General features: G+C 73.6%; 24 protein-coding genes and 1 pseudogene. 13 read left to right on the plus strand and 12 right to left on the minus strand.

Annotation, left to right across the window (positions count from 1 at the left end; translation table 11 throughout):
- Positions 1-30 precede the first annotated feature (30 nt).
- Positions 31-291 carry a hypothetical protein gene (locus ACIPM1_RS16640; protein ID WP_402434726.1) on the minus strand — a complete coding sequence of 87 codons (261 nt, stop codon included), beginning with the start codon at positions 289-291 and terminating at the stop codon, positions 31-33.
- A 258-nt stretch (positions 292-549) separates the two neighbouring features.
- Here ACIPM1_RS16640 and ACIPM1_RS16645 point away from each other — a divergent pair, with 258 nt between their 5' ends.
- Entirely contained in the window at positions 550-1,914 is a 1,365-nt protein-coding gene (locus ACIPM1_RS16645; protein WP_402434729.1) for an FAD-dependent oxidoreductase, read from the plus strand.
- A gap of 326 nt (positions 1,915-2,240) precedes the next feature.
- Complete coding sequence (locus tag ACIPM1_RS16650) at positions 2,241-3,338, plus strand: YihY/virulence factor BrkB family protein (RefSeq protein WP_402434732.1); 1,098 nt, start codon at positions 2,241-2,243, stop codon at positions 3,336-3,338.
- Between the two features lie 170 nt (positions 3,339-3,508).
- Here ACIPM1_RS16650 and ACIPM1_RS16655 read toward each other — a convergent pair whose 3' ends face one another.
- On the minus strand, positions 3,509-3,742 hold the full coding sequence (locus ACIPM1_RS16655) for a chaplin (protein WP_356193490.1): 234 nt from the start codon (positions 3,740-3,742) through the stop codon (positions 3,509-3,511).
- Positions 3,743-4,141: 399 nt separating this feature from the next.
- Between ACIPM1_RS16655 and ACIPM1_RS16660 the strand changes: the two genes are divergently transcribed.
- On the plus strand, positions 4,142-5,422 hold the full coding sequence (locus tag ACIPM1_RS16660) for a hypothetical protein (protein WP_402434735.1): 1,281 nt from the start codon (positions 4,142-4,144) through the stop codon (positions 5,420-5,422).
- Positions 5,423-5,487: 65 nt separating this feature from the next.
- On the opposite strand, the gene ACIPM1_RS16665 is transcribed toward ACIPM1_RS16660, so the two are convergent.
- Positions 5,488-6,864, minus strand: a complete 1,377-nt coding sequence (locus tag ACIPM1_RS16665; RefSeq protein WP_402434738.1) for a hypothetical protein — start codon at positions 6,862-6,864, stop codon at positions 5,488-5,490.
- 242 nt (positions 6,865-7,106) lie between these two features.
- On the opposite strand from ACIPM1_RS16665, the gene ACIPM1_RS16670 reads away from it, so the two are divergent.
- From ACIPM1_RS16670 to tgmB, 3 genes are all read left to right on the plus strand, one after another.
- A complete protein-coding gene (locus ACIPM1_RS16670) occupies positions 7,107-7,484 on the plus strand; it encodes a YkvA family protein (RefSeq protein ID WP_402434741.1) in 378 nt (125 codons plus the stop codon).
- 121 nt (positions 7,485-7,605) lie between these two features.
- Positions 7,606-7,797, plus strand: coding sequence for a putative ATP-grasp-modified RiPP (tgmA, locus tag ACIPM1_RS16675; protein ID WP_356193500.1), 192 nt, complete (start codon positions 7,606-7,608; stop codon positions 7,795-7,797).
- 15 nt (positions 7,798-7,812) lie between these two features.
- The gene (tgmB, locus tag ACIPM1_RS16680; protein ID WP_402434744.1) at positions 7,813-8,796 is read left to right on the plus strand and encodes an ATP-grasp ribosomal peptide maturase; all 984 of its coding nucleotides are present in this window, start codon (positions 7,813-7,815) and stop codon (positions 8,794-8,796) included.
- Positions 8,797-8,929: 133 nt separating this feature from the next.
- Here tgmB and ACIPM1_RS16685 read toward each other — a convergent pair whose 3' ends face one another.
- Entirely contained in the window at positions 8,930-9,184 is a 255-nt protein-coding gene (locus ACIPM1_RS16685) for a DUF5133 domain-containing protein (RefSeq protein WP_402434747.1), read from the minus strand.
- 144 nt (positions 9,185-9,328) lie between these two features.
- Positions 9,329-9,574: a WhiB family transcriptional regulator gene (locus ACIPM1_RS16690; protein WP_356193508.1), complete on the minus strand. Its 246-nt coding sequence runs from the start codon at positions 9,572-9,574 to the stop codon at positions 9,329-9,331.
- A gap of 282 nt (positions 9,575-9,856) precedes the next feature.
- On the opposite strand from ACIPM1_RS16690, the gene ACIPM1_RS16695 reads away from it, so the two are divergent.
- Positions 9,857-10,729 (plus strand): oxygenase MpaB family protein, encoded by an 873-nt coding sequence (locus tag ACIPM1_RS16695; protein ID WP_402434750.1) that lies wholly within the window; start codon positions 9,857-9,859, stop codon positions 10,727-10,729.
- Between the two features lie 110 nt (positions 10,730-10,839).
- Here the strand turns inward: ACIPM1_RS16695 and ACIPM1_RS16700 are convergent, their stop codons facing one another.
- Together ACIPM1_RS16700 and ACIPM1_RS16705 are read right to left on the minus strand one after the other, a co-directional pair.
- Positions 10,840-11,385, minus strand: coding sequence for a hypothetical protein (locus ACIPM1_RS16700; protein ID WP_402434858.1), 546 nt, complete (start codon positions 11,383-11,385; stop codon positions 10,840-10,842).
- Positions 11,386-11,408: 23 nt separating this feature from the next.
- On the minus strand, positions 11,409-11,906 hold the full coding sequence (locus ACIPM1_RS16705; RefSeq protein ID WP_402434753.1) for an ATP-binding protein: 498 nt from the start codon (positions 11,904-11,906) through the stop codon (positions 11,409-11,411).
- 280 nt (positions 11,907-12,186) lie between these two features.
- On the opposite strand from ACIPM1_RS16705, the gene ACIPM1_RS16710 reads away from it, so the two are divergent.
- Together ACIPM1_RS16710 and ACIPM1_RS16715 are read left to right on the plus strand one after the other, a co-directional pair.
- Complete coding sequence (locus ACIPM1_RS16710) at positions 12,187-12,417, plus strand: DUF397 domain-containing protein (RefSeq protein WP_356193584.1); 231 nt, start codon at positions 12,187-12,189, stop codon at positions 12,415-12,417.
- A gap of 96 nt (positions 12,418-12,513) precedes the next feature.
- Positions 12,514-13,434 (plus strand): helix-turn-helix domain-containing protein, encoded by a 921-nt coding sequence (locus ACIPM1_RS16715; RefSeq protein ID WP_402434756.1) that lies wholly within the window; start codon positions 12,514-12,516, stop codon positions 13,432-13,434.
- A 152-nt stretch (positions 13,435-13,586) separates the two neighbouring features.
- Here the strand turns inward: ACIPM1_RS16715 and ACIPM1_RS16720 are convergent, their stop codons facing one another.
- Complete coding sequence (locus ACIPM1_RS16720) at positions 13,587-14,405, minus strand: SAM-dependent methyltransferase (protein ID WP_402434759.1); 819 nt, start codon at positions 14,403-14,405, stop codon at positions 13,587-13,589.
- Positions 14,406-14,664: 259 nt separating this feature from the next.
- Here ACIPM1_RS16720 and ACIPM1_RS16725 point away from each other — a divergent pair, with 259 nt between their 5' ends.
- Positions 14,665-14,898 (plus strand): hypothetical protein, encoded by a 234-nt coding sequence (locus ACIPM1_RS16725; protein WP_402434762.1) that lies wholly within the window; start codon positions 14,665-14,667, stop codon positions 14,896-14,898.
- A gap of 128 nt (positions 14,899-15,026) precedes the next feature.
- Positions 15,027-15,914: a Gfo/Idh/MocA family protein gene (locus ACIPM1_RS16730; protein WP_402434765.1), complete on the plus strand. Its 888-nt coding sequence runs from the start codon at positions 15,027-15,029 to the stop codon at positions 15,912-15,914.
- Between the two features lie 153 nt (positions 15,915-16,067).
- Here ACIPM1_RS16730 and ACIPM1_RS16735 read toward each other — a convergent pair whose 3' ends face one another.
- Positions 16,068-16,346, minus strand: coding sequence for a GlsB/YeaQ/YmgE family stress response membrane protein (locus tag ACIPM1_RS16735; protein WP_356193528.1), 279 nt, complete (start codon positions 16,344-16,346; stop codon positions 16,068-16,070).
- Positions 16,347-16,556: 210 nt separating this feature from the next.
- On the opposite strand from ACIPM1_RS16735, the gene ACIPM1_RS16740 reads away from it, so the two are divergent.
- Positions 16,557-17,687: a PP2C family protein-serine/threonine phosphatase gene (locus ACIPM1_RS16740; RefSeq protein ID WP_402434768.1), complete on the plus strand. Its 1,131-nt coding sequence runs from the start codon at positions 16,557-16,559 to the stop codon at positions 17,685-17,687.
- A 45-nt stretch (positions 17,688-17,732) separates the two neighbouring features.
- Here ACIPM1_RS16740 and ACIPM1_RS16745 read toward each other — a convergent pair whose 3' ends face one another.
- Both ACIPM1_RS16745 and ACIPM1_RS16750 read right to left on the minus strand, forming a co-directional pair.
- The gene (locus ACIPM1_RS16745; protein WP_356193533.1) at positions 17,733-18,173 is read right to left on the minus strand and encodes an Lrp/AsnC family transcriptional regulator; all 441 of its coding nucleotides are present in this window, start codon (positions 18,171-18,173) and stop codon (positions 17,733-17,735) included.
- A gap of 110 nt (positions 18,174-18,283) precedes the next feature.
- Positions 18,284-19,633 carry a transaminase gene (locus tag ACIPM1_RS16750; protein ID WP_402434773.1) on the minus strand — a complete coding sequence of 450 codons (1,350 nt, stop codon included), beginning with the start codon at positions 19,631-19,633 and terminating at the stop codon, positions 18,284-18,286.
- Positions 19,634-20,046: 413 nt separating this feature from the next.
- Between ACIPM1_RS16750 and ACIPM1_RS16755 the strand changes: the two genes are divergently transcribed.
- Positions 20,047-20,514, plus strand: a complete 468-nt coding sequence (locus tag ACIPM1_RS16755) for a hypothetical protein (protein ID WP_402434776.1) — start codon at positions 20,047-20,049, stop codon at positions 20,512-20,514.
- Between the two features lie 326 nt (positions 20,515-20,840).
- Here the strand turns inward: ACIPM1_RS16755 and ACIPM1_RS16760 are convergent.
- Positions 20,841-22,386: pseudogene (locus tag ACIPM1_RS16760) on the minus strand (helix-turn-helix domain-containing protein).
- Positions 22,387-22,656 lie beyond the last annotated feature (270 nt).

Here is a 22,656-nt window from a genome sequence, read left to right on the forward strand (position 1 = left end):
CGTCCGGGCGCCGGGGCCCGGCCACGGGCCTCAGCGCTCGGGCCGGGCCGCCTCGGGCCCCACGCCCGTCCACAGCTGCCAGGCCGACCACAGCCACATCAGCGCGAAGGCGGCGAGCAGGGCGAGCAGGACGAGGACCTGCCGGACGTCGGCGTCGTGCCCGAGGAGGGCCACGAGCAGGGAGAGGGTCCACAGCGCCGTGCCCACCGCGTAGATACCGCGCATCAGCCGAAGTTGCCGCACACCGACCGAGCGGGGCGCGGAGGTAACCGCCTCAGGAGTCATGGCCATGCGGTACCCCGCTACGCCGAGGGTATGACCCCGGATCCGGCCCTTTCCCGTACGGCCGGTTTCCGGCTCAAAGCCTGTCGCGCCGGGGCCCGTTCAGCTTGCGGACCGATTCGGCCGACACCCCGCGCTCCCGGGTGCCGCCCTCGGCCATAAAGTGCGCTTATGACCTCATAGACCGGACCCGAATACCAACTTAGGTTTGCCTCAGTTTAGGGTTGCCGTCGAGTCGCCTGTCCTCGCTCGAAGGGAACCTCGCACATGTCCCGCCCCCTGCGGGTAGCCATCGTCGGAGCCGGCCCCGCCGGGATCTACGCCGCCGACGCCCTGCTCAAGTCCGACGTCGCCGCCGAGCCGGGCGTGTCCATCGACCTCTTCGAGCGGATGCCGGCCCCGTTCGGGCTGATCCGGTACGGCGTGGCGCCCGACCACCCCCGGATCAAGGGCATCGTCACGGCGCTGCACCAGGTGCTCGACAAGCCGCAGATCCGCCTCTTCGGCAACGTCGACTACCCGGCGGACATCAGCCTGGACGACCTGCGCGCCTTCTACGACGCGGTGATCTTCTCCACCGGAGCCACGGCCGACCGCGCCCTGCCGATCCCCGGCATCGACCTCGACGGCTCCTACGGTGCCGCCGACTTCGTCTCCTGGTACGACGGGCACCCGGACGTGCCCCGCACCTGGCCGCTGACCGCCGAGAAGGTCGCGGTCCTCGGCGTCGGCAACGTCGCCCTCGACGTGGCGCGCGTCCTGGCCAAGACCGCGGACGAGCTGCTGCCGACCGAGATCCCGCCGAACGTGTACGACGGCCTGAAGGCGAACAAGGCGCTGGAGATCCACGTCTTCGGCCGCCGCGGCCCGGCGCAGGCGAAGTTCAGCCCGATGGAGCTGCGGGAGCTGGACCACTCCCCCAGCATCGAGGTCGTCGTCGACCCCGAGGACATCGACTACGACGCGGGCTCCGTGGAGACCCGGCGCGGCAACAAGCAGGCCGACATGGTCGCCAAGACGCTGGAGAAGTGGGCCATCCGCGACGTCGGCGACCGGCCCCACAAGCTGTTCCTGCACTTCTTCGAGTCGCCCACCGAGATCCTGGGCGAGGACGGGAAGGTGGTCGGGCTGCGCACCGAGCGCACCGCGCTCGACGGCACCGGCAACGTCAAGGGCACCGGCGCCTTCAAGGACTGGGACGTCTCCGCGGTGTACCGCGCGGTGGGCTACCTGTCCGACGAGCTGCCCAAGCTGCCCTGGGACGCCGAGTCGGGCACGGTCCCGGACCGTGGCGGCCGGGTCGTCGAGGAGAGCGGGGAGCACCTGCGGTCGACGTACGTGACCGGCTGGATCCGGCGCGGTCCGGTGGGGCTGATCGGCCACACCAAGGGCGACGCCAACGAGACGGTCGCCAACCTCCTGGACGACTTCGCCGGCGGGCGCCTCCACACGCCCGCGTCGCCCGCGCCCGAGGCGGTCGACGCCTTCCTCGCCGAGCGCGGCGTCCGCTTCACCACCTGGGAGGGCTGGTACCGCCTCGACGGCGCGGAGAAGGCACTGGGCGAGCCGCAGGGCCGGGAGCGCGTGAAGATCGTCGAGCGGGAGGACATGCTCCGCGCGAGCGGGGCGTAGCCGCGAGCCCGCGCACAAGGGTGCGCCCGGCGTACAGAAGTGTCACCGGGGCGCACACGCTCCGCGCGAGCGGCGCCCGGCGGGCCGGCGCGGCGGTGCGGGTGAACGGGGCGCGCCCCGGTGCGGATGGTGGGCGGCCCCGTTCGGCGACCATTGTGGAGACCGCGGCCGGAGCGCGACACGTGTGCGCGGGCCCGGGCTCGGGCGCCGGCCGCACACCCCGTGTGCGCTCCGCGCGCGGCGTACGAGCGCCGGGCGGGCACGGGGGACGAAACCCGTCCTCGCCCGCCACGCGTGTTCGCGTGCTGCCGGGACACCCGCACTCCATGGGACTGCACCTTCCCGGACACCGGGACCACCTCAATGGCAAGGACACCGCGCCCCGGGGCGAGGCGGACGGGCGAGCGCGCGACGAGGAGCGGGAGGCGGAGCCCGCCGAGTTCGGGCCGGACGCCTCCGCGGAGCGCGACGCCCCCGACTCCCCGGTCGAGCTGCCCGGCCGCTCCTGGGTGGCGGTGCTGCGCCGGGTCGTGCGGGAGTTCCAGGACGACGAGCTGAGCGACCGGGCCGCGGCCCTGACCTACTACGGGGTGCTGTCCCTGTTCCCGGCCCTGCTCGTGCTGGTCTCCCTGCTCGGCGTCGCCGGCAAGTCGGCCACCCATCAGGTGCTGGACAACCTGCAGAAGCTCGCGCCGGGCTCGGCCCGGAACATCATCGCGGGCGCGGTGGAGCAGCTGCAGAGCAACGCCGGCGTCGGCTCCGTGCTGGCGGTGGTGGGTCTGCTGGGCGCGGTGTGGTCGGCCTCCGGGTATGTCGCGGCCTTCATCCGCGCCGCGAACGCGGTCTACGACGTGCCGGAGGGGCGGCCGGTGTGGAAGGTGCTGCCGCTGCGGGTGGCCCTGACGGTGACCCTGATGCTGCTCGCCGTGGCCAGTTCCCTGATCGTCGTCTTCACGGGCACGCTCGCCCGGCAGGTCGGCTCCGCGATCGGCATGGGGGACGCGGCGCTGACCGCGTGGTCCATCGCGAAGTGGCCGGTCCTGATCGTCCTGGTCACCGTCATGATCGCGATCCTTTACTGGGCCACGCCCAACGCCAAGATCCGCGGCGTGAAGTGGATCACGCCTGGCAGCCTGCTCGCCCTGCTGATCTGGATGGTCGCGTCGGCGGGCTTCGCCTTCTACGTGGCGAACTTCAGCTCGTACAACAAGACCTACGGCACCCTGGCCGGTGTCATCGTCTTCCTCGTGTGGCTGTGGGTCACCAACCTCGCCGTCCTGCTCGGCCTGGAGTTCGACGCGGAGATGGCCCGTCAGCGCGTGATCGACGGAGGCCACCCGGTGGACAGCGAACCCTACGTGGAGCCGCGCGACACCCGCGCCTGGGACGAGCAGGACCAGCGGCGCATGGACGAGGGCTGCTGAGCCCGCCCGACCCGACCCGGGGCCCGTCGCCGGGACGGGGCGCCGCCCCGCGGGGTGCGCCGACCCGGGCAGGCGGACGGGCCGTGCCTCCTCCGGACGGAGGGGGCACGGCTCGTTCCTGTGCGTGGCGGTCCGGTGCCAGGCGCGCACCGGACCGCCACGGCCGGACCTCAGCCGTTGGTGCAGGCGTTGGCCACGGCGGGGTTGAGCAGGCCGAGCACGTCGATGGAGTTGCCGCACAGGTTCAGGCCGAGGTCGATGGGGACCTGGATGACGTTGCCGGAGAGGATTCCGGGGCTGTCGGTGGCGGTCCCCGTCGCGTCGGCGTCCGCGGCCGCGGTGCCCGCGCAGGTCATCAGGGCCGCACCCGCCAGAACCGCGGCGGCCGTCATTCTGATCCTCATGGAGAACTCCTGTCGTTCGAAGGAACACGTGGTCTCACCCTGCGGGCGTCCGGCGCGTTGCGACATCGCTCAGGGCCGAACGGAGCAGCGCCGTCAGCCGCGCCTGGCGCGACCCACGCCGTTCGGGAATCCAGATGGGGTCAAAACCACACAAATCAACCGGCTCGAGAACCGCACCGTATCGCGAGCGCCGGTCGGCCCGGCCCGCGCCACGCGGGTCGCGTCACCGGGTCGGCCGAGCGGTCGCGGACGCGCGCCGCGGGGCGGCCGTCAGGGCCGGCCCGGCGGGAGCGGCCGGAACCGGCCACGAACGTGTGACCTGCCCGCCCCCGCTCGACCCGCACCGACGTGTCTTCGCCATACTGGGCACCGCACTCCGCCCCCTCCGCAGATTGACTCATGCCGAACTCTCCCTCCCCCCGTCCCGCCGCCCCCTCCACGGTCTGGCTGGCCCGCGGCCGTCATGCCGGACCGGGCGCGGAGGACGCCGTTGGACGGCGTCTGGAGAAGCTGAAGGCCGACGAGGTCCTCGACGACCGCCTCGTACCGGAGGACCCCGGACTCTCCGGCGAGCTGGTCTTCGAGGCCCGCTGGCAGGCGCCACCGCGGGTGACCGTGCGCGCCCGGCTCACCCTCGCGCCCCCCTCCGGTTCCCGTGGGGACCGGGAGTGGGTGCTCGTCGCGGAGGCCGAGCGTCCCTGGGACCCGCGCTGGCCGTCCCCCGCGGCCATGTTCTGGCCCCAGGACGGCGACGCGGCCTGGGACCACGAGGCCGTCGTCGCGGGACTGCGGCTCGGGACCGTCAATCCCCTCCCGGACGACGACAAGGAGCTGCGGCGCCTCCTGCGGCACGCCGTGCGGGACACCTGGAGCATCCACGTCGTCGTCCACGAGGCCATGACCCCCGACGAGCGCGGGCGTCTCCCCTTGGTACGGCTGCTGCCCGAGGGCCTGCGCCACCGGGTCGTGGAGCACCGCGCCGCCCCGCACCGGCTCAGGGCGGTCAACTGGGCACTGGAGGAGTTCGGGGCCGAGGTGCCGCGCGGCGGCGCCGTCGTACTGCCCGGCAGCCCGGCGGCATCCGGCTACGACACGGGGGAGTTCTCCGTCCGCAGCGTCTTCCTGGACGGGACGGAGCCGCCGGCGGACCTGCTCGACGCGGTGAAGCGGTTCGCCGCGCTGCCGCGGCCGCTGCCGGACGGCGGGGAGGCGGCGCTCACCGCGCTGCGGGAGCAGTGGCGCCTGACGACCGTCGAGGAGGAGCTCGCCCGGGCGCGCGAGCTGGTGGCCATGTACCAGGAGGCCCTGGAGGCCATGACGCGGTCCCGGGACCTGTACCGGGAGGCCGCCGAGCGGGCCGGCGAGGCGCTCGCCGTCTACCGCGAGGCCGAGTCCGACGGCGTCCTGTCACCGGCGCGGAAGCAGGCCCGCCCGCCCGCGGCCTCGCCCTTCCAGCAGCTGGCGCGCGGTTTCGAACGCCTCAAGGACACCGCCCTGTCCCTGCGCCCGGCCGGCACCACACCGGACCCGGAATCGGGCGCATCCGGTCCGGCCGGGGCCGCCTCCCCCGAGGTCTCCTCCGACGTGTCCGGCTCCCCCGCCCCCTCCGCGCCGGAGGGCTCCGGCTTCCCCGAGGCAGCCTCCTCGGCCGGCGCCACCGCCCGGCGCGCGGCGGACTGAGCCGGGCGGGCCGCGCTCAGGGCCGCACTCCCGGGCGGCCCCTCCGCCGGGCGGAGCCGCCGGGGTCAGTCCGTGGGCCGTGGCGTGGGATGCCGCTCCGCCAGCTGCACCATCAGCAGCAGGGAGAGAGCGGCCAGGGAGGCGAGACAGGCGCACACCGCCGTGAGGCCCGCGCTCCAGGGCGGCGCCACCGTGATCGCCAGGGCGCGGCTCAACTCCGCCGAAGCGAAACGGCCTTCGAAGTACCCGGCCCCCGCCAGCACCGCCGGGACCACCGCCCCCGCCACCAGCGCGGCCACCCCGGTGCGAAGCGCCAGCCGCACCGCCAGACACCCGCACAGGCCCGACGCGGCGAGGGCGAGGCCGTAGACGAGGAACGGCGCGCCCTCCCGGTGCAGCGGGAAGTAGGCGGCCCCGCAGACCACCAGGGCCGCCGCGGCCAGCCAACTGGGCCAGAAGACCAGCCGCCCGGCCCGTCCACCGGGCGCTCCCTCCGCCGCACTCCCGACACCGCCCACGGAGCAGGCGCCGTCGGCGGGGACCCGCACGGCACCGGCCCCCGGCACCGCCGGGACGCCGGAAACCGGACGCTCGGGGACGGAGGGCGGCGTCTGCGGCATCGGGGGGACGCCGGTGTACGACGGCGTGGGCGTCCGCACGGGGCCGGAAACCGGCATCACCCGGACCGCGGGTTCCGGGCTCTGCGGGACGGGGGGCGGCGTCTGCGGCATCGCGGGGACGCCGGCGTAATACGACGTCCACCTCCGCAGGGTGCCGGAATCCGGCCCCGTCGGGGCGTGACGATCCGGGCCCCACGGGACGAGGGGACTCGGCATCTCCGTGGCGAAGGGGGCCTGCGTCTCCGGTGTCGCGGCGATGCCGGGGTCCGGCATCGCCGGGGCTTCGGGGCGCCGCGTGCGCTCGTGCCGGTCCCGGGTCAGGCCGCCGATGAGGTCGACCAGTTCTTCGACGGGCCGGCCGATGGCGGCCGCCCGGACCGCTTCCCGGCCGCAGTGCGGCCGCAGGGGCGCCCGGTGCAGCAGGGCCATCAGCCGTGTCACGTCCTCGACGCCCCGCCCCGCGACCGCCGCACGGATCGCGTCGTCCGCGCTGTCGGCCGCGCGCGGCGGCCGGGTCAGCTCGGCGACCAGCCGGGCCACGTCCTCCACCGGCCGGTCCATCGCGGCCGCCCGCAGGACGTGGACGGCAGCGTCCGCGTACTCGGGGGACTCCTCCAGCAGAGTGACGAGCCGGACGACCTCCTCGACGGGCCGGTCGCCGACGGCGGCCCGCACCAGGCCGAGGACCGGGTCGCCGTCGGCGGCCTCCGCCCCGGCCTCACCGCAGCCGACGCTGCCGGAGGGCGACGGGGCCGGGTGGATCTCGTCGGTGAAGGCGATGACGGAAGGGTTCGCCTGGGGTGGGGAAGAACGGGTTGTCATCCTGGTCTCCATGGCAGGGGTGCGGCCGCCCCTGCGCCCCCGAAGGCGACACGCGTTCTACCCTGACCATTACTAAGGCCCCTCCGGATCCCGCGCCACCCGGGTGCGGCGCGGGAGTGATCGCCCGGCGGGCGCACGGCTCGTACGGCTGTTCCCCCGTCAGGCGGTCATGGAGACGTGGCGAGCGGGAATCAGGAGAAGGGCAGGGTCGTCCCGCCGCGCGGAAAGAGAGGGAGCGAACTGTGGACTCCACCACGAAGGTGCTCCTCGTCGCAGCGGTCCTCGCGGCGGCCGTGCTCGCCGTGGCCGTGATCCTCTTCGTCCGGCTGGTCCGCGCCCGGCGCGACCTGCGGCGTGCCGGGCTTCCCACGGGACCGCGCTGGGTGTTCTGGGGCGCCGTCCTCTACTTCCTGCTGCCGACCGACCTTTTGCCCGACCCGGTCTACCTGGACGACATCGGGGTCCTGCTGCTCGCTCTGCGCACGCTGCGCGGGGAGGCCGGCGGTGGGATGCCCGTACCGGTGCCGCGGATGTGGCGCCGGTCGGAGCATCGCGCGGGACGCCGACCGAAGCTTTCAGGCCGTCAGGAAGGCCCGGACGCCGCCGACTACGCTCCGTAAGGAAACCAATCACCCGTTCGATTCGTATAAGTCTGGGAAAACCGAATCGAAGTCAGCGGGCCAAGCGACGCCGCAAGGGTGACCACCGCTTGATCGCGGCTGCACCGACCAGGGAGAGACGATGCAACCGTTCGCGCTCAACTACGCACGTCCGGCAGTGGAATCGGAGACGAGCACTCCGTACGTCTACGACTCCGGACTGCAGTTGAACGTGCTCGCCGACGGCCGGATCGCCGCGTCCGACCACGCCCTCCTGAGGGAACTGGGCACCACGACGTCAACGGCGGGCTCCAAGACGCACTTCGACGACTGAACACGGCCGGCGACCATGACCGTACTGATCCTCACCGGTGAGGGGGACGTGACGGCCGACATGGTGGTCGTGCACCTGAACGCCGCCTCGGTCCCGGTGGTCCGGCTCGATCCGGCCGATCTGACCGCGGGCGTCGCCCTCTCGGGCGAGTTCGTGCACGGCTCCTTCCGCGGCCATCTGTCGTCCGGGGGACGGCTGGTGAGCGTGAACGGCCTGCGCTCCGTCTGGATCCGCAGACCGGGAACGCCCGCCGCACGGGCGGCGCAGCCCTCGGCCTGGCTCACCGAGGAGTCCGCACAGGCCCTCTACGGCCTGCTCCGCGGCTGCGGCGCGCGCTGGATGAACCATCCCGACGCCGCCCAGCGGGCCCGCCACAAGCCGTGGCAGCTGCGGCACGCCCAGCACAGCGGCCTGCCCGTGCCCGCGACCCTCATCACGACCTTCCCGCAGGCGGCGCGGGCCTTCGCGGAGCGGTTCCCCGACCTGGTGGTCAAGCCGGTCTCCGGCGCGCATCCGCAGGAGCCGCCCCGGGCGGTGCCGACCAGCCGCGTCGCGCCGGACACGGACTTCGACGCCGTGGCCTACGGCCCCACCCTGCTGCAACGGCGGATCGCCAAGCGCGCCGACATCCGCCTGACCGTCGTCGGCGACACACTGCTGGCCGCCCGGAAGGCGTGGCCGGCGGAGGCGGACCCCGACGAGGTGGACGTCCGTTTCGCCTCGTCCGCCACGCAGTGGCAGCCGGCCGAGGCCCCGCCCCGGCTGGCCTCGGCCGTGCTGGCCTACGTGCGCGGGGCCGAACTGGCGTACGGCGCCTTCGACTTCGCCGAGGACGCGGACGGGACCTGGTGGTTCCTTGAGTGCAACCAGTCCGGCCAGTTCGGCTTCGTCGAGGTGGAGACGGGCCAGCCGATCGCCCGCACCATCGCCGAGTGGCTGGCCCGCCCCGCCCCCCAGGAGCCCGGACACGTCGACGGCACGCCGACCGTGCTTCCTTGACGTGACCGACCTCGGCTCCCGGACGTGCCCGAGGAGCCGCGACGGGGGTCCGTGGCCGGTTCGTGACCGACGCTCGTCGGCCGGGTCGGCACGCCGTGCCACTGAGAAGCCCCCGCCCCTCTCCCCCAGGGGGTCACACGGCCAGCGAAAGGCCGTCCCCCTCCGGGTCCGTCACCACGTCCGCGATGTCCCGCGGGGCGAGCAGCAGGGCGTCCGCCCTGCTGATGGCCTCGTCGATGCCGGTGGTGCCCATCATGACGCACAGGGTGTAACTGACGTCCTCCAGCTCCCGGGCCGTCTCGGCCCGCTCCCTCTCCGCCTGCGCGATCTTCAGCGATGCGTACCGAGTCAGCAACGTCCTGACGACCTTAGGGTCCGGAACCAGCACGGAGCGCCCCTCTCTCGATTTTTGCTCCGTATGCCCCAGGCACGCCGTGCCATGCACGGTGGCGGCCTCGCGGCACACGATTGACCAAATTCAGTCGTTTTCTGGTCGATCAGCCACCGATCGACCCCTGGGGCCCGCCGGTTCTCACCGACCGCGGTCCTCGGCCCTCCGCCGCGCCACCGCGCGGCGCTCCCCCGCGGTCATGCCGCCCCAGACACCGTCGTACTCGCTGTTGCGCAGGGCCCACGCCCTGCACTCGCGCAGCACGGGGCACCGGTGGCACACCGCGCGGGCCCGTTCTATCTGCCGTAGTGACAAACCGTTTTCCCCGAGCGGGAAGAACAGTTCGGGGTCCTCGAAACGGCAGGCTCCGCGGTCCCGCCAGTTCATGGCCGGATCCCGGTCATGTCGGGGCCGGCCGTCGGCCGGATCCCGGTCATGTGGGGGCTTGCGGTCACCGCACGACGGGGCCGCCCGCCGCGCTCGCTCCGTTGGGTCACACTCACCGGGTCCTCCGCAGAAAATTCGGCCCGCATGTCCGGGCAGCTCCCGTCCGCGGCGGCAGGCCGCCGCACGACCCGGCAGAGGTATCCGCAATATAGGTGGTTTTCGGGCGATGAGCCAAGATTGGGGTGAGCGGCACGCAAGAGATCACGGGAGGACAGAGCACGCATGCGACTCATCCCGACCGAAGACCTCACGCTGCGGGAGCGGCTCGGCAAGAAGATCTTCGCGCGGGTGGCGGGCCCGGAGGGCCCTGCCCGGCGGGCCCGCATCCACGGCAGCCCCGGCCCACGCTGGTTCGGCCCCGAGCGGCCCGTGCGAAGGGTGCACGGCGACGCCTCGATGTTCATCGGGGGCCTGTCGGCGCTGCTGCTCCAGTCCCTGCACCCGTCGGCCATGGCGGCCGTGGCCGCGCACTCGGGCTACCGGGGCGATCCCTGGGGCCGGCTGCAGCGCACCAGCGCGTTCCTGGCGGAGACCACCTACGGCCCCGCCGACCGCGCGCGGGAGGCCTGTGCACGGGTCCGCGCCGTCCACGACTCGGTGCGGGGCACGACCTCGGAGGGACGGCCCTACCACGCCGCCGACCCCCACCTGCTGTGCTGGGTGCACATCGCGGAGGTCGACAGTTTCCTGCGGGCCCACCAGCGATACGGGGCCCGTCCGCTGGACGGCGCGGGCTGCGACGCGTACGTGGCGGACATGGCGCGCATCGCCGCCGCGCTCGGCGTGCCCGACCCTCCGACGGACCGCGCGGAGCTGGCCGGGCGGATGGCCGCCTACCGGGGCGAGCTGCGGGCGACCGGCGAGTCCCGCGACGCGGCACGCTTCCTGCTGCTCAACCCGCCCGTGCCGCTCCTGGCCCGCGTGCCGTACGGCGTGATCGCCGCCAACGCCGTCTCACTCCTGCCCGTCTGGGCCTCGCGGGCGCTGTGGCTGCCTCGGGTGCCGCCTGCCGAGAGCCTGTGCGTCCGGCCGCTCGGAGCCGCCGTGACCCGCGGCATCCGCTGGGCCCTGACGCCTCCGGCACCGCCGGCGTAGTCCCGGGGGGCCGTGGAGCACGCCGGGCGACGCGACCGGCGTGCGCGCGCGGCGTGCGCAGTGCGCTGGACTTCCCGTCCGGAGCGATCGCGGCGGGCCGGGTCCGGGGGTCACTCCGCGAGGGCGTCGGCCAGCTCCGTCGTGGCCCGGGCGATCTCCGCGTCCCCCTCGGCCCGCAAGGCCGTCAGCGCACCGCTGCGGGCCCGCACGGCCTGGCGCGCCCGCCGCTCCCACACCACGGGGTTCTCCGGGTGGTTGAGCAGCTTGGGGTAGACGGCGGCGACGCTCTCCCACTGCCGGGCCCCGGCGATGCTCCGGAGCAGGCGGATGACCTGCGCCCGGCAGGTCACGCGGGGCAGCTGGGCCAGCTCCCACAGGAACGGCACCGTGGCGGCGGTGGCCTGTTCCACGACGAAGCCGTACTGGCAGATGCGTTTTTTCAGATCGTCCAGCGCGGCCCGGGCGGTCTCCGCGTCACCCCAGGCCACGCTGGTGAGCAGCAGGGGTACGGCGGCTGCGGAGCCGGTGGAGTCCTTGATGTCGCGCCAGGGCACCTGGCCCAGCGCCGCGAGGGGGGCCGTCCTGGCCACCCCGCCGGACGGCGCGGCGCGGTCGGTGCGCTGTGTACTCGACTGCTCCGTCGGTGCGGTGCGCATGGCGTAGGGCCTTTCCGCGGCGGTCATGAGGGGGCGGGGAGGGTGGGCAGCTTCGCCCAGACGGTCTTGCCGGTCGGAGGGTGCGGGGTCCAGCCCCATTCCTCCGCCAGGGCGTCGACTATGCACAGGCCCCGGCCGTGTTCGGCGAGGTCGGAGCCGGCCACGGGCGCGGGGACGGGACGGCTGTCGCAGGGGTCGTGGACGCTGAGCACCAGGTGGGCGTCTTCGAGGACGAGACGGAGCCAGACGTTCGCCTCGCCCGCCGGGGTCCAGAGCACCGCGTGGGTCGCGGCGTTGGCGGCGAGTTCGGTGACGACGAGGGTGGCGTCGTCCGCGCGGTGCTCGAGCGACCAGCTCCGCAGCGTGGCGCGGGTGAACTCCCGCACCCGGGCGAACCCCTCCCGGCCGCACTCGATCCGCAGCGTGGCGGACGCGAGTGCGGCCTCGACGCCGCTCGGCTCCCCCGAGGACGTCGCGCTCAGGGTGGCGGCCGGCCCGACCCGGGCGCGGCGGTCGGGCACGGCCGGTTCACCCGTCCACGACGCGACTGCGCTCCACGTTCCGAGCTCCTGGCTCGCAGGTGAGGGCACGGCATCTCCCTGATGCGACGTCACCGAACGGCGTCAGCCCGGGGGTTGACGCCGCGGCTATTATCCACGCTGTCAGCGCTCGCATGCAATTGCACGAGAAATTTCTCGCGAAAGTGCGCGGGAGGAGAGGGTCCGCCGGGCGGCGGCCGCCCCCTTCCGATGCGGCGGGCGCGTCGCGCGAACGAACGTGAACAGCAAGGAGACTGCGGTGGTGCCACCAGTGCGGAACGGAGTACGGGCGAGTTCCCTGGACGCCCGCTGGATCAAGAGCCGGCACAGCAACGCCGAGGGCAACTGCGTGGAGGTGGCCACTCTGGTCGACGGAGGCATAGCCGTGCGCAATTCCCGTGACCCGGACGGCCCCGCACTGGTCTACACCCCGGCGGAGGTGCGCGCCTTCCTGGCGGGCGCCAAGGAGGGCGAGTTCGACCATCTGCTGTGAAGCGGAGGGGAGATGCCGACTTGCGAGCGGATGCGGTCCGTGGCGGACCGGTGCGATAGTGTAACCCTCAAGTCTGCCGGTCTACTGGGAGTCAGGATGTCCGCCGAGTCGCATCGCCTCTCCCGTCTCGAACCCTATCTGGATCGGTCCGAGCCGGCTCCGACTCTGCTGAAGCTGCTGGTCGGAGTCCAGCTGGCAGGCTTTCGCGAGGATGCCGCCCTGTCCCAGGACCAGGCGGCGCGCGCCCTGGGGTTCAGCGCGGCCAAGCTCTCGCGCATCGAGTCGGGCAAGGGCCGCCGCCCGCCGGCGGAGACCGACGTCCGCGCGCTGCTGGAGCTGTACGGCACGGACGAGTACGAGTCCTCGGTCCTCCTCAAGCTGCTGCAGCGGGCCGGCGAGCCGGGCTGGTGGCAGCGCTACGACAAGCGGCTGATGCCCGAGTGGTTCGACCGTCTGGTCGGCCTGCAGGAGGCGGCCGCGGCGATCCGTACCTTCGAGATCCAGTACGTTCCCGGCCTGCTGCAGACCGCCGACTACACCCGCGCGGTGGTGGAGCGCGGCCTGCCGGCGGCGTCCGCCGGAGAGGTGCAGCGACGGGTCGAACTGCGCATGCGCCGGGCGCAGTTGCTGATGCGCTCCGACGCGCCGCAACTGTGGGCGGTCATCGACGAGTCCGTCCTGCTGCGGGTGCTGGGCAGTCGTGACGTGATGCGGAGGCAGCTCGCGCACCTCGCCGAGATGGCACAGCGGCCCAACGTGACCGTGCAGATCATCCCGTTGGACGTGACCAACGCGTCCGCGCCCGCCATCCCGATCACGTATCTCCGCTTCGGCGGTCTCGATCTCCCGGACGTCGTCTACCTGGAGCACATCAGGAGCGCCAACTTCCTGGAGGACCGAGACGAGACGGAGGAGTACCGGATCGCGCTGGACCGGCTGGCCGACGAGGCGCTGACGCCGCAGGAGTCGGTGGCCCTGCTGCACAGGACGATCAAGGAGCGCTACTCCGCTTCGTGAGCGGGGAGACGCGACTCGGGCGGGGCTGGGCGACGTCGGCACGGTGACGCCCCTCGGCCCGGAACACCTCTGAGCGCGGAGACGCCCCTCGCGGGAGCACCGTCGGTGCCCCGGAGGGGCGTTTCGCTGTAGCCGTGCCGCTGTCCCGTCCGCTAGCGGATCAGGCCGATGCCGCCGAACTCGATCCACTCCTGCGTGAGCTGGCGGGGCGCCACCTCGGTGTCGGGCCGCCAGGTGGACACCTCCACCAGTCCCGGCTCGAGGACTTCCAGGCCGTCGAACCACTCGGCGACGTCCTTCTCCTCCCGCACCCGGCCCCAGTGGCCCTGCGTGGCCTGGTCCATGAAGCCGGTGACGAACTCGCGCACCTCGGGGTCCGCGCTGACCAGTTGGCACATCAGCATCACGCTGCCGGGCACGAGCCGTTCACGGACGCGCTCCACGACCGCGAGGGGGCCGTCGGTGTCACTGTCCGGGATGCAGTGGAAGACCGAGTTGAACAGGACGGCCACCGGCTGGTCGAAGTCGATCAGGCGCTCGGTGTCCGGGTGCGAGAAGATCTCGTCGGTCTGCCGCAGGTCGGCGTGGATGACGGCGGTTCGCTCGTCCTGCTGAAGCAGGGCGCGGCCGTGCACCAGCACCATCGGGTCGTTGTCCACGTAGACCACGTGGGTCGTGGGGTCGATGCGCTGGGCGACCTGGTGGACGTTGTCCTGGGTGGGCAGTCCCGACCCGTGGTCGAGGAACTGCCGGATGCCGTGCTCCTGCGAGAGGGTCCGCACGGCCCGCTGCAGGAAGCGCCGGTTGTTCAGGGCCAGCCGGCGGGTGCTGGGGACGACCTTGTCGAGCTGCTCGCACGCCGCTCGGTCGGCGGCGTAGTTGTCCTTTCCGCCCAGGTAGTGGTCGTACATACGCGCGGCCGTCGGCACGCTCTCATCGATCTTCGTGGACAGCCGGTTCTCCGTGTGCATCGATCCCCCAGAATCGCCGATTCCTGCGCGCCAACTGGGCTGGCATGACTGAGAGTACATCCTAGGGACCCCTCGTTCGGCCGAACCAGTCCACGGACGAAGGACACTTCGACGAGGGACGCCCACGCCTCCACGACAGCCGGAGCGGGACCACATCCCTCACCTGACCACCCTTGTCATCACAATTTCTTCACATACGGGGAGCCATCAACGAAGCGGGACGGAGCACCCGATCCGTGTTCCGGCCGAGGGGAATGTCGTGCTCGTCTGTATCGCTTGTCTGCTGCTTCCGTTCCTGTCCGTCCTGCTGCTGGTCATGGACCGCATCGAGGAGCGCGTGTTCGCCTCCGCTCCGGTGCGCCGCCGTCATGCCGCCCACCGCAGGCATCTGCGTCTGATCCCGGGTGGCCGCGGGAGCGACGGGGCCGACGAGGCCCCCGCCGCGACCGGGGCGGACGACGGCTCCGCGGTGCGGGGCCCCCGCGCAGCCTGAGCCCGGGCCGAGGGCCGTCGCCTTCGGCGGCGGCCCTGCCCGTCGCCTCCCGGCTGTGCCACGCTCGGTCACGACCGGCCCGCGAGGCCCGGTCGTGACCTTGTTCGACACAGCGGAGAGGCAGCGGCATGCGCATCGGACTGCTCGGCACCGGCCCCTGGGCACGGATGGTCCACGCCCCGGCCCTGAGCCGGCACGGCGAAGTGGAGTTCGCCGGTGTATGGGGGCGCCGCACGGCCGCCGCCAAGGAACTCGCCGGACAGCACGGCGTCCGGGCCTACGACGATGTCGACGCGCTGCTGGCGGAGGTGGACGCCGTCGCGGTCGCCCTCCCGCCCGAGGTGCAGGCCGATCTGGCGGTGCGGGCCGCCCGGGCCGGACGCCATCTGCTGCTCGACAAGCCCTTGGCCGCGACCGTGCCGCGGGCACGCGCCGTCGTCGGGGCCGTCCGGGAGGCCGGAGTCGCTTCGGTAGTCTTCTTCACCGCCCGTTTCCAGCCCGGACCGGAGGCCTGGATCGCCGAACAGGCGGACCGGGACGGCTGGTTCACGGCGCGGGCGCAGTGGCTCGGCGCGGTGTTCACCCGGGACAGCCCGTTCGCGCAGTCGCCGTGGCGGCGGGAGAAGGGCGCCCTGTGGGACGTGGGTCCGCACGCCCTGTCGGTGCTCCTGCCGGTGCTGGGCGACGTGCGGCGCGTGACGGCAGCCGCCTACGGACCCGGGGACACGGTGCATGTGGTGCTCGACCACGTCGGCGACGCGTCGAGCACCCTGACCCTGAGCCTCACCGCTCCCCCCGCGGCGGCCGGGGCCACCGTGGAACTGCGGGGCGAGGCCGGGGTGGCACTGCTTCCGGAGAGCTCCACGGGCGCGCTCCCCGCCTTCGGGCGGGCGACGGACGCCCTGCTGGCCGCCGCCCGTTCCGGGCGTCCCCACCCGTGCGACGCGGCGTTCGGTCTGCGGGTCACCGAGATACTCGCGGCGGCCGAGGCCCTCCTGGCGGACCGCACCGACTGAGGACGGCCGTCGCCGCGCGGGCCGGCAGCGGCGGTCCCGCGGGTGGCCGGGGCGGGTGGCGGACACACGTGTGGCCGGGCTGACGAGTGCAGCCCGGCCACAGGAGCCCGGTCGCCCGGTGCCCGATGCGGGCGGCGGGCGCGGTCACGCACCTCAGGCGTGCCGGTGGGAGCGCCGGTTGCCCGTGAGCATCCGGTACAGCACGAGGAGAATCAGCGAGCCGACGATCGCGGCGATCCAGGTCGACAGGTCGAAGAAGCCGTCGATCGAGTCGACGCCGAAGATGACCTTGCCGAGCCAACCGCCGAGCAGGCCGCCCGCGATGCCGATCAGCATGGTGATGATGATGCCGCCCGGGTCCTTGCCCGGGAGGAGCAGCTTGGCGATGGCACCGGCCAGCAGGCCGATCAGTATCCAGGCGATGATGCCCACTTCTCCTCCATGATTTGTCGAAAGTGCGTGCGTCGGTGCGCGCCTTTATCGGATGCACACAACGGGAGAAGACAAACCTGCGAGACGCGATCGGCCCGGCCGTCGCTCCGCCGGGCCGCCGGCCCGGGGGCGGGCCGAACGGGCCCGGGACGGGAACGCGGAGCGGGGGCTCGGCGTGCGGGACGCGTTCCGGCGTAGCAGCGTGGTGGTGTGCGAAAGGCTTCCGGGGTACTGCCCCGCCGGGACCCCGACCCCGCCCGGCGTGGCTGGCTGCGGGGCGCGCCGCCGCCGCTCTGGATCCGGACGCTGCCCGTCGCGCTGGTCGTGGCGGTGTGCGCGGCCACGCTGGCGAGTCCCGATCCGCTCGACATCGGCTTCCTGCTGGGCGCGATCCCGCCCCTGGCCGTGCTGTCGTACGGGCCGCTGGGCACCGCGCTGCTCGGCGGCCTGGTGATCGTGGTGTTCAACGTGCCGGCGCTCGATCTGAACCATCCCGGCAACGCCGACCTGGAGACCATCGGTTTCGTCGCCGTCCTGAGCATCTTCGTGTCGTACGTCCGCAGTCGCCGGGACGCGCAGCTGGACCTGGAGCGCACGGTGGCCGAGGCGGCGCAGCGCGCGGTGGTCCCGCCGGTGCCGGAGCGGGTCGGGCCGGTGCGCTGCGCGGGTCTGTACCGGGCCGCGCAGCGCGGGACGCTGGTCGGCGGCGACTTCTTCGACGTGCGCCGCGGTGCCGGGGGCGTGCGGGCGGTCATGGGCGACGTGCAAGGACACGGCCTGACGGCGGTGTCCACCGTCGCCTCGCTGCTGGGGGCCTTCCGGGAGGCGGTGCTCGACCGGCCGGACCTCTCGGCGGTCGCGGCCGCCCTGGACCGCCGGCTGGTGGCGGACGTGGAGGAGGACCGGCACCCGGAGCTGTTCGCGACCGCCGTACTGCTGGAGTTCTCCGGCGACGGGCGGGCGGTGCGGGTGGTGAGCTGCGGCCATCCGCCGCCCGTGCTGCTGCGCGACGGGAAGGCCACCGAGATTGAGGTCGCGCCGTGGACCCCGCTCGGTCTCGGCCTGTCCGACGGCGTCCCGCGGCAGGACGGCCACACCGTGCTGCTGCGTCCGGGGGACGTCCTGTTCCTGTCGTCGGACGGGGTCACCGAGGCACGGGACGCGCGGGGCGCGTTCTATCCCCTGCTCGACCGGCTGCCCCGGCTGGCGGACGCCGACCCGGCGGTGCTGGCCGACCGAGTGCTGGCCGACGTTCTCGCGCACTCCGGCACGGTCCGCGACGACGTGACGATGCTCGTCCTCGCACCCCGGCCGCCCGGCGGCGGGGGGCCGGGGCCGTGACGGCCGGCGGCCCGCCCGGGGCCGCAACCCGAGGACGGCGGCGGGTCAGCCGACGTCCCAGAGGAACCGGTGGGTGTGGATGCCGAAGTAGGGGAACGACTGGACCTGCCGGACCCCCTCGACGGGGCGCACCACGTCGTTGACGAAGTCGAGCAGGTCCCGCGGTCCCGGGGCGACCACCTCGACGAACAGGTCGAAGCCGCCGGAGGTCAGGACCGAGTACACGACCTCGGCGCGCCGGGCGAGTTCGTCCGCGACCTCGCGCGGGTCGCCGTCCACGGCGATGCCGAGCAGCGCCATCGCCTGCCCGCCCATGGCCATGGGGTCCGTCACCCCGACCACCTGCACGGTCCTGCTGTCGAGCAGGCGCTGGAGCCGCTGGCGGGCCGCGGACGCGGACAGGCCGACCTTGGGCCCGAGGTCCGCGTACGCGATGCGCCCGTCGGTCTGCAGTTCGCGCAGGATGGCCCGGTCGATCTCGTCCACGTGTGTCGTTCTCCCTCTGCGGCGGCTGCCCGTCAGCCTAGGTCCTGTCGTCGAACTCCCGCCCGACGTGCGGCGGGCGGGAGTTCGACGACGGGACCCGACGGCGCCGCTCAGCCGTTCAGTTCGGCCAGGGCGGCGGCGAAGAGCGCGGTGTGCGTGTCGACGTCCTGCTCGGTGGTGTCGGGGCACATCAGGGCCATGTTGTGGAACGGGGTGAGGAGGATGCCCCGGTTGGCCAGGTAGAGGTGGAGGAAGTCCTCCAGCTCGGCGTCCGCGGCGGCCTCCGACTCGGTGCCGGTGCGCGGCGCCGGGTCGGCGAAGCGGTACTCGGTCCGGGCGCCGAGGCGGCTGACCGACCAGGGCAGCGCGTGGGCGTCGATGCCCGCCCGCACTCCTGCCTCGAAGCGCTCGGACAGCTTCGCCATGTGCGCGAACGCCTCGTCGGTGAGCACGTGTTCCAGCGTGGCCCGCATCGCGGCCACCGAGAGCGCGTTGCCCGCCAGGGTGCCGCCGACACCGCCCATGTCGACCAGGTCCAGGTCGGCGCGGCCGAGGAGGCGGTCCGCGAGGTCGGCGGACAGGCCGTAGGCGCCCGCCGGGATGCCGCCGCCGATCGCCTTGCCGATGGTCAGCAGGTCAGGCTCCAGGTCCCAGGCCGCGGTGCAGCCGCCCGGTCCGGCGGAGAACGTGTGCGTCTCGTCGTTGATGAGGAGGCTGCCGTACCGCCGGGTCAGCTCGCGCACGCCGGCCAGGTAGCCCGGCTCGGGCAGCACGATGCCGATGTTGGTCAGCGCCGGTTCCATCAGTACGGCGGCGACGTCGCCGTGGGCGAGTTCGCGCTCGAGCTGCTCCAGGTCGTTGAACTCCGCGACCCGGCTGGTCAGGGTGACGTCGCAGGGCGCGCCGACGTTGCCGGGGCGGGCGGTGCCGTGACCGTCCGGGCCGACGACGATGAGCGACTCGTCGACGCTGCCGTGGTAGCAGTAGCTGTTGACCAGGATCTTCGGGCGGCCGGTGACCGCGCGGGCGAGGCGGATCGCCCAGCGGTTGGCGTCCGTCGCGGTGAGCGAGAAGCTCCAGCGCGCGAGCCCGAACCGCCGGGTCAGTTCGGCGCCGACCCACTCGGCGTCCTCGGTGGGCAGCATCGCGGTCGCTCCCCCGGCCTCGGCGTACCGGTGCCGTACGGCGTCGGCCACGGCCGCGGGCGAGTGGCCCGCCATGGCGCCGGTGTCCCCGAGGCAGAAGTCGATGTACTCGTGCCCGTCGATGTCGGTGATCCGGGCTCCCCGGGCGGTGTCCAGGTACCGCGGGAAGGCGCCGGCGGTCTTGTTCATCCAGGTCATGGGCACCCGGCCGAAGAGGTGCTCGGCCCGGTCGTATGCGGCCTTGGACCGCGGGTTGCGCCGCTCGGCCTCGGCGGCCTCGCGGGCGAGCAGCTGGTGCAGGCGGGTGCGGTCCATGGGGTGTCCCGGAAGGGTCGACAGCAGGGGGATGCCCTCGATCGTACGATCGAAATCGTCGACAGAGCAAGACTTCGCTTCAGATTCGATCGCTACGACAATCGATTCACGCGTCACTGCTCGGCGGGACGGTCGCGCCCCTTCCCCGCGAGCGTCGAACGCGGTGCCGGAACCCGAACGCGCGGGACGGAAGCGCCAGGCCGCGCCACCCCTTCCGGCGCATAGAAATATCTACCAACATGCATATGCCGGATCGGTGTGCGGCCGAGAGGCGCACGCCCACCCGGCCGATGCCCTGACCGCCACCGGACCGACGAACTGACGGACGGACCGACGAACTGACGGACTGACGGACTGACGGGCGGGCGGACATCAGACGGCGCGGCGGAACCGGCGGACACATAGGAGCGGAGATGACCCGTGCGGGGTGGACGGACGGCGTGGAGTGGCTGGCGGCGGCCGCACTGGATCCCCGGGCGTGCAAACGGGCGTGGGACCAGGGAGACGGCATCGCGCTGCTGGAGGCCGGCCGCTTCTGGGACGTGCTGAGCGTGCCGGACCGGCTGGGACTGCTGACCCTGGACCTCCTCTGGCGCTTCACCCTCCCGGCCCCTGGGCCGACGCTGGTGGACACGGCCGCCCACCGGGTCGGCTTCCTGCTGCCTCCGGACCCGGCGGACCGGTGGATCGGGTCCGGGGTGCGCCACGCGACCAGAGGCTCCTGGGTCGCCATGCCCCCGCCCTACCGGCCCGCCCGCTCCCTGGAGTGGCTCATCCCGCCCGACGGCAGCGGCGCCCTGCATCAGCCCCTGGCCCTGGAGACGGCGCTGCGCCAGGCGAGCGGAACCCTCTCCACCCTGGCGCCCCTGCGCGGTGAGTGACGTCACGGGGCGCGCGAGGGCCGGGACGGCGGACCGGTCGGCCTTCCCCGCAGGAACATCGACTCTGTTTGCCGGCAAGGTGATTCAGACACTCGGAGCACCGCGTGGACCACGGACGCCGCGTGTGGTGGCGCGCAGCCCGGTGCGCGCCCTCGGCCCGGGGCGGCGGCGCGGGGCCGGGCGCTCCGGCGGAGGCCGGACCGGTCCCCCGTTCCGGTCCTGCCTCCGCTCGCGCGGGCCGCGCTCGGCGCGGCGGCGCGTCGAACCTACGGGGCCCGTTCGGCCGTTGGGTACCGCGCCGATGCCTTTCCGGACGCCCGGAGGGCTCACCCGTGCACAAGTGAGTCCGGATTGCCCTTATTCGGGCCGGTCGAGGGCGGGGGGATCCAGGTCACCCACCGCCAGATGGGCCAGGACGACCTCGTACAGGTCGCTGCCGGCGGCGAGGAGCTGGCGTTCGAGGACGGGTTCGGCGCCTCGCACGTGCTCGCGGACGGTCTGGGCGTGGACACCGAGCAGCTGGGCGGCGCGCTCGGCGTTGCCTCCGGCGGCGATCCAGGCCCGCAGCGTGCCGCGCAGGTCGCGGGCGTCCGCCGTCAGACGGCCGAGGAGGTCGTCCGCCCAGGAGCGCAGTGCCGTCCCGCCCAGCAGGTCCCCCAAGCGGACCGCGTCCGGCCGCGGTGCCGGGTCGCCGGCGGGGTGGTGCCCGAGGGCGGCCTGGGTGTTCAGGGCGAGGTGCACGGCTGCCCGCGCGGTGAGGTGGGAGAAGTCCGTGCCGAGCAGTCCCTCCACCCGCTCCATCCGGGCCCGGACGGTGTTGCGGCTCACGCCGAGGACCTTGGCCGTGTTGACGGCGGTGAACTCCAGGCCCAGGCGGGTGGTGGCGAGCAGTTCTGCGCGGGTGTGGTGGGGCAGGGCGTCCAGCGGACGCAGCAGCCGTGCCGACCAGGCGTGCAGCGCCGCCGGGTCCATCAGCCGCTCGGGGTGGGTGCGCTCGGCGTAGACGGCCGCGCCGTCCGGGCGGAACCGGGCGACCGCGAGCGCGCTCACGGCCTGCCCGTACGCCGTGGCGGTCCGGGCGAGACTGTGCCGGGCGCTGCCGCCGAGGTACGTGCGCGGACGGTCGCCGGCCAGGGAGCGCAGCTCCCCTCCGACGGTCTCGACCGGCGCGACCACGATCACGTGCTCGTCGACCGCCGGGCAGAGCACGACCAGGGCCCGCCCGTTTGTCGCGTCCAGGCAGTCGGCGGCGAGCCGGTCGCGTTCGTCGCGGCGGGTCTCCATGACGTAGACGCAGGCGGTGTCCGTGTCGAGGAGGCCGGGCCACAGGCCCGCGGCGACCCGGCGGGCGGAGACGGTGTCCTCCACCATGAGCAGTTGCAGGATCGCCAGCCGCAGGGCGGCCGTCGCCTGTGCGAGCCGGCGCCCCGCCACGGCCGTCTCGTGCGCCCGCAGCAGCAGTTCGACCACAGCTGCCGTGTGGGTGACCATCTCGGCGCTCCGGCGGTCGAAGGGCACCGGACGCGAGACGGCGAGCACATGCGCCGCGGACGGCTGCGGGGGCCCGGTCCGCACCAGGCGCACATGACGGCCGCCGTCCTCCAGCGCGGCGGAGGCGATGCGGCCGGCGACGACGTCGGCGACCAGGCTCTCGTCCAGGCCGTGCTCCAGGGGCACCGGCTGTCCGGCGAGGAGGGCGCCCGTGCCGTCCAGCAGGCAGGCGGTCCCGTCCACGGCCGCGGCGAGCCAGGCCACGACCTTGCGCACGTCGCGCCCGGTCGGGCGCAACTGGCCGAGGAGCTCCTGCGCCCATGTCGTGTCGTGGCTCTCCCGACCGGATGCCCCGACGGCTCCGTCCCCTCCGCCGGCCATGTCGGCCCTCTCCTCGTCCGTCGCGTCGACCTCGGCTGATTCCGGTCGGGGACGTTACCAGGGGGGCCTCGCGGGTCGCCGGTCGTGGGCGCGGCGGACACGCGGGCGCGGAGGGGAGGTACGGCGGCTTCGCCGGCGGGTCACGGGGGGGGGGTGACGGCCGGCGAAGCCGCACGCCCGGGGATCGGGGGGCGAGCCCCCGGGCGTTACGGAGGTCTGATGCCCCGACTTCCGCCGCATACGCACAGGTGAGTGAAGATCATGTGCGTC

This window comes from Streptomyces sp. NPDC086766, from assembly GCF_044746005.1.
In the GTDB taxonomy this organism is placed as follows: domain Bacteria; phylum Actinomycetota; class Actinomycetes; order Streptomycetales; family Streptomycetaceae; genus Streptomyces.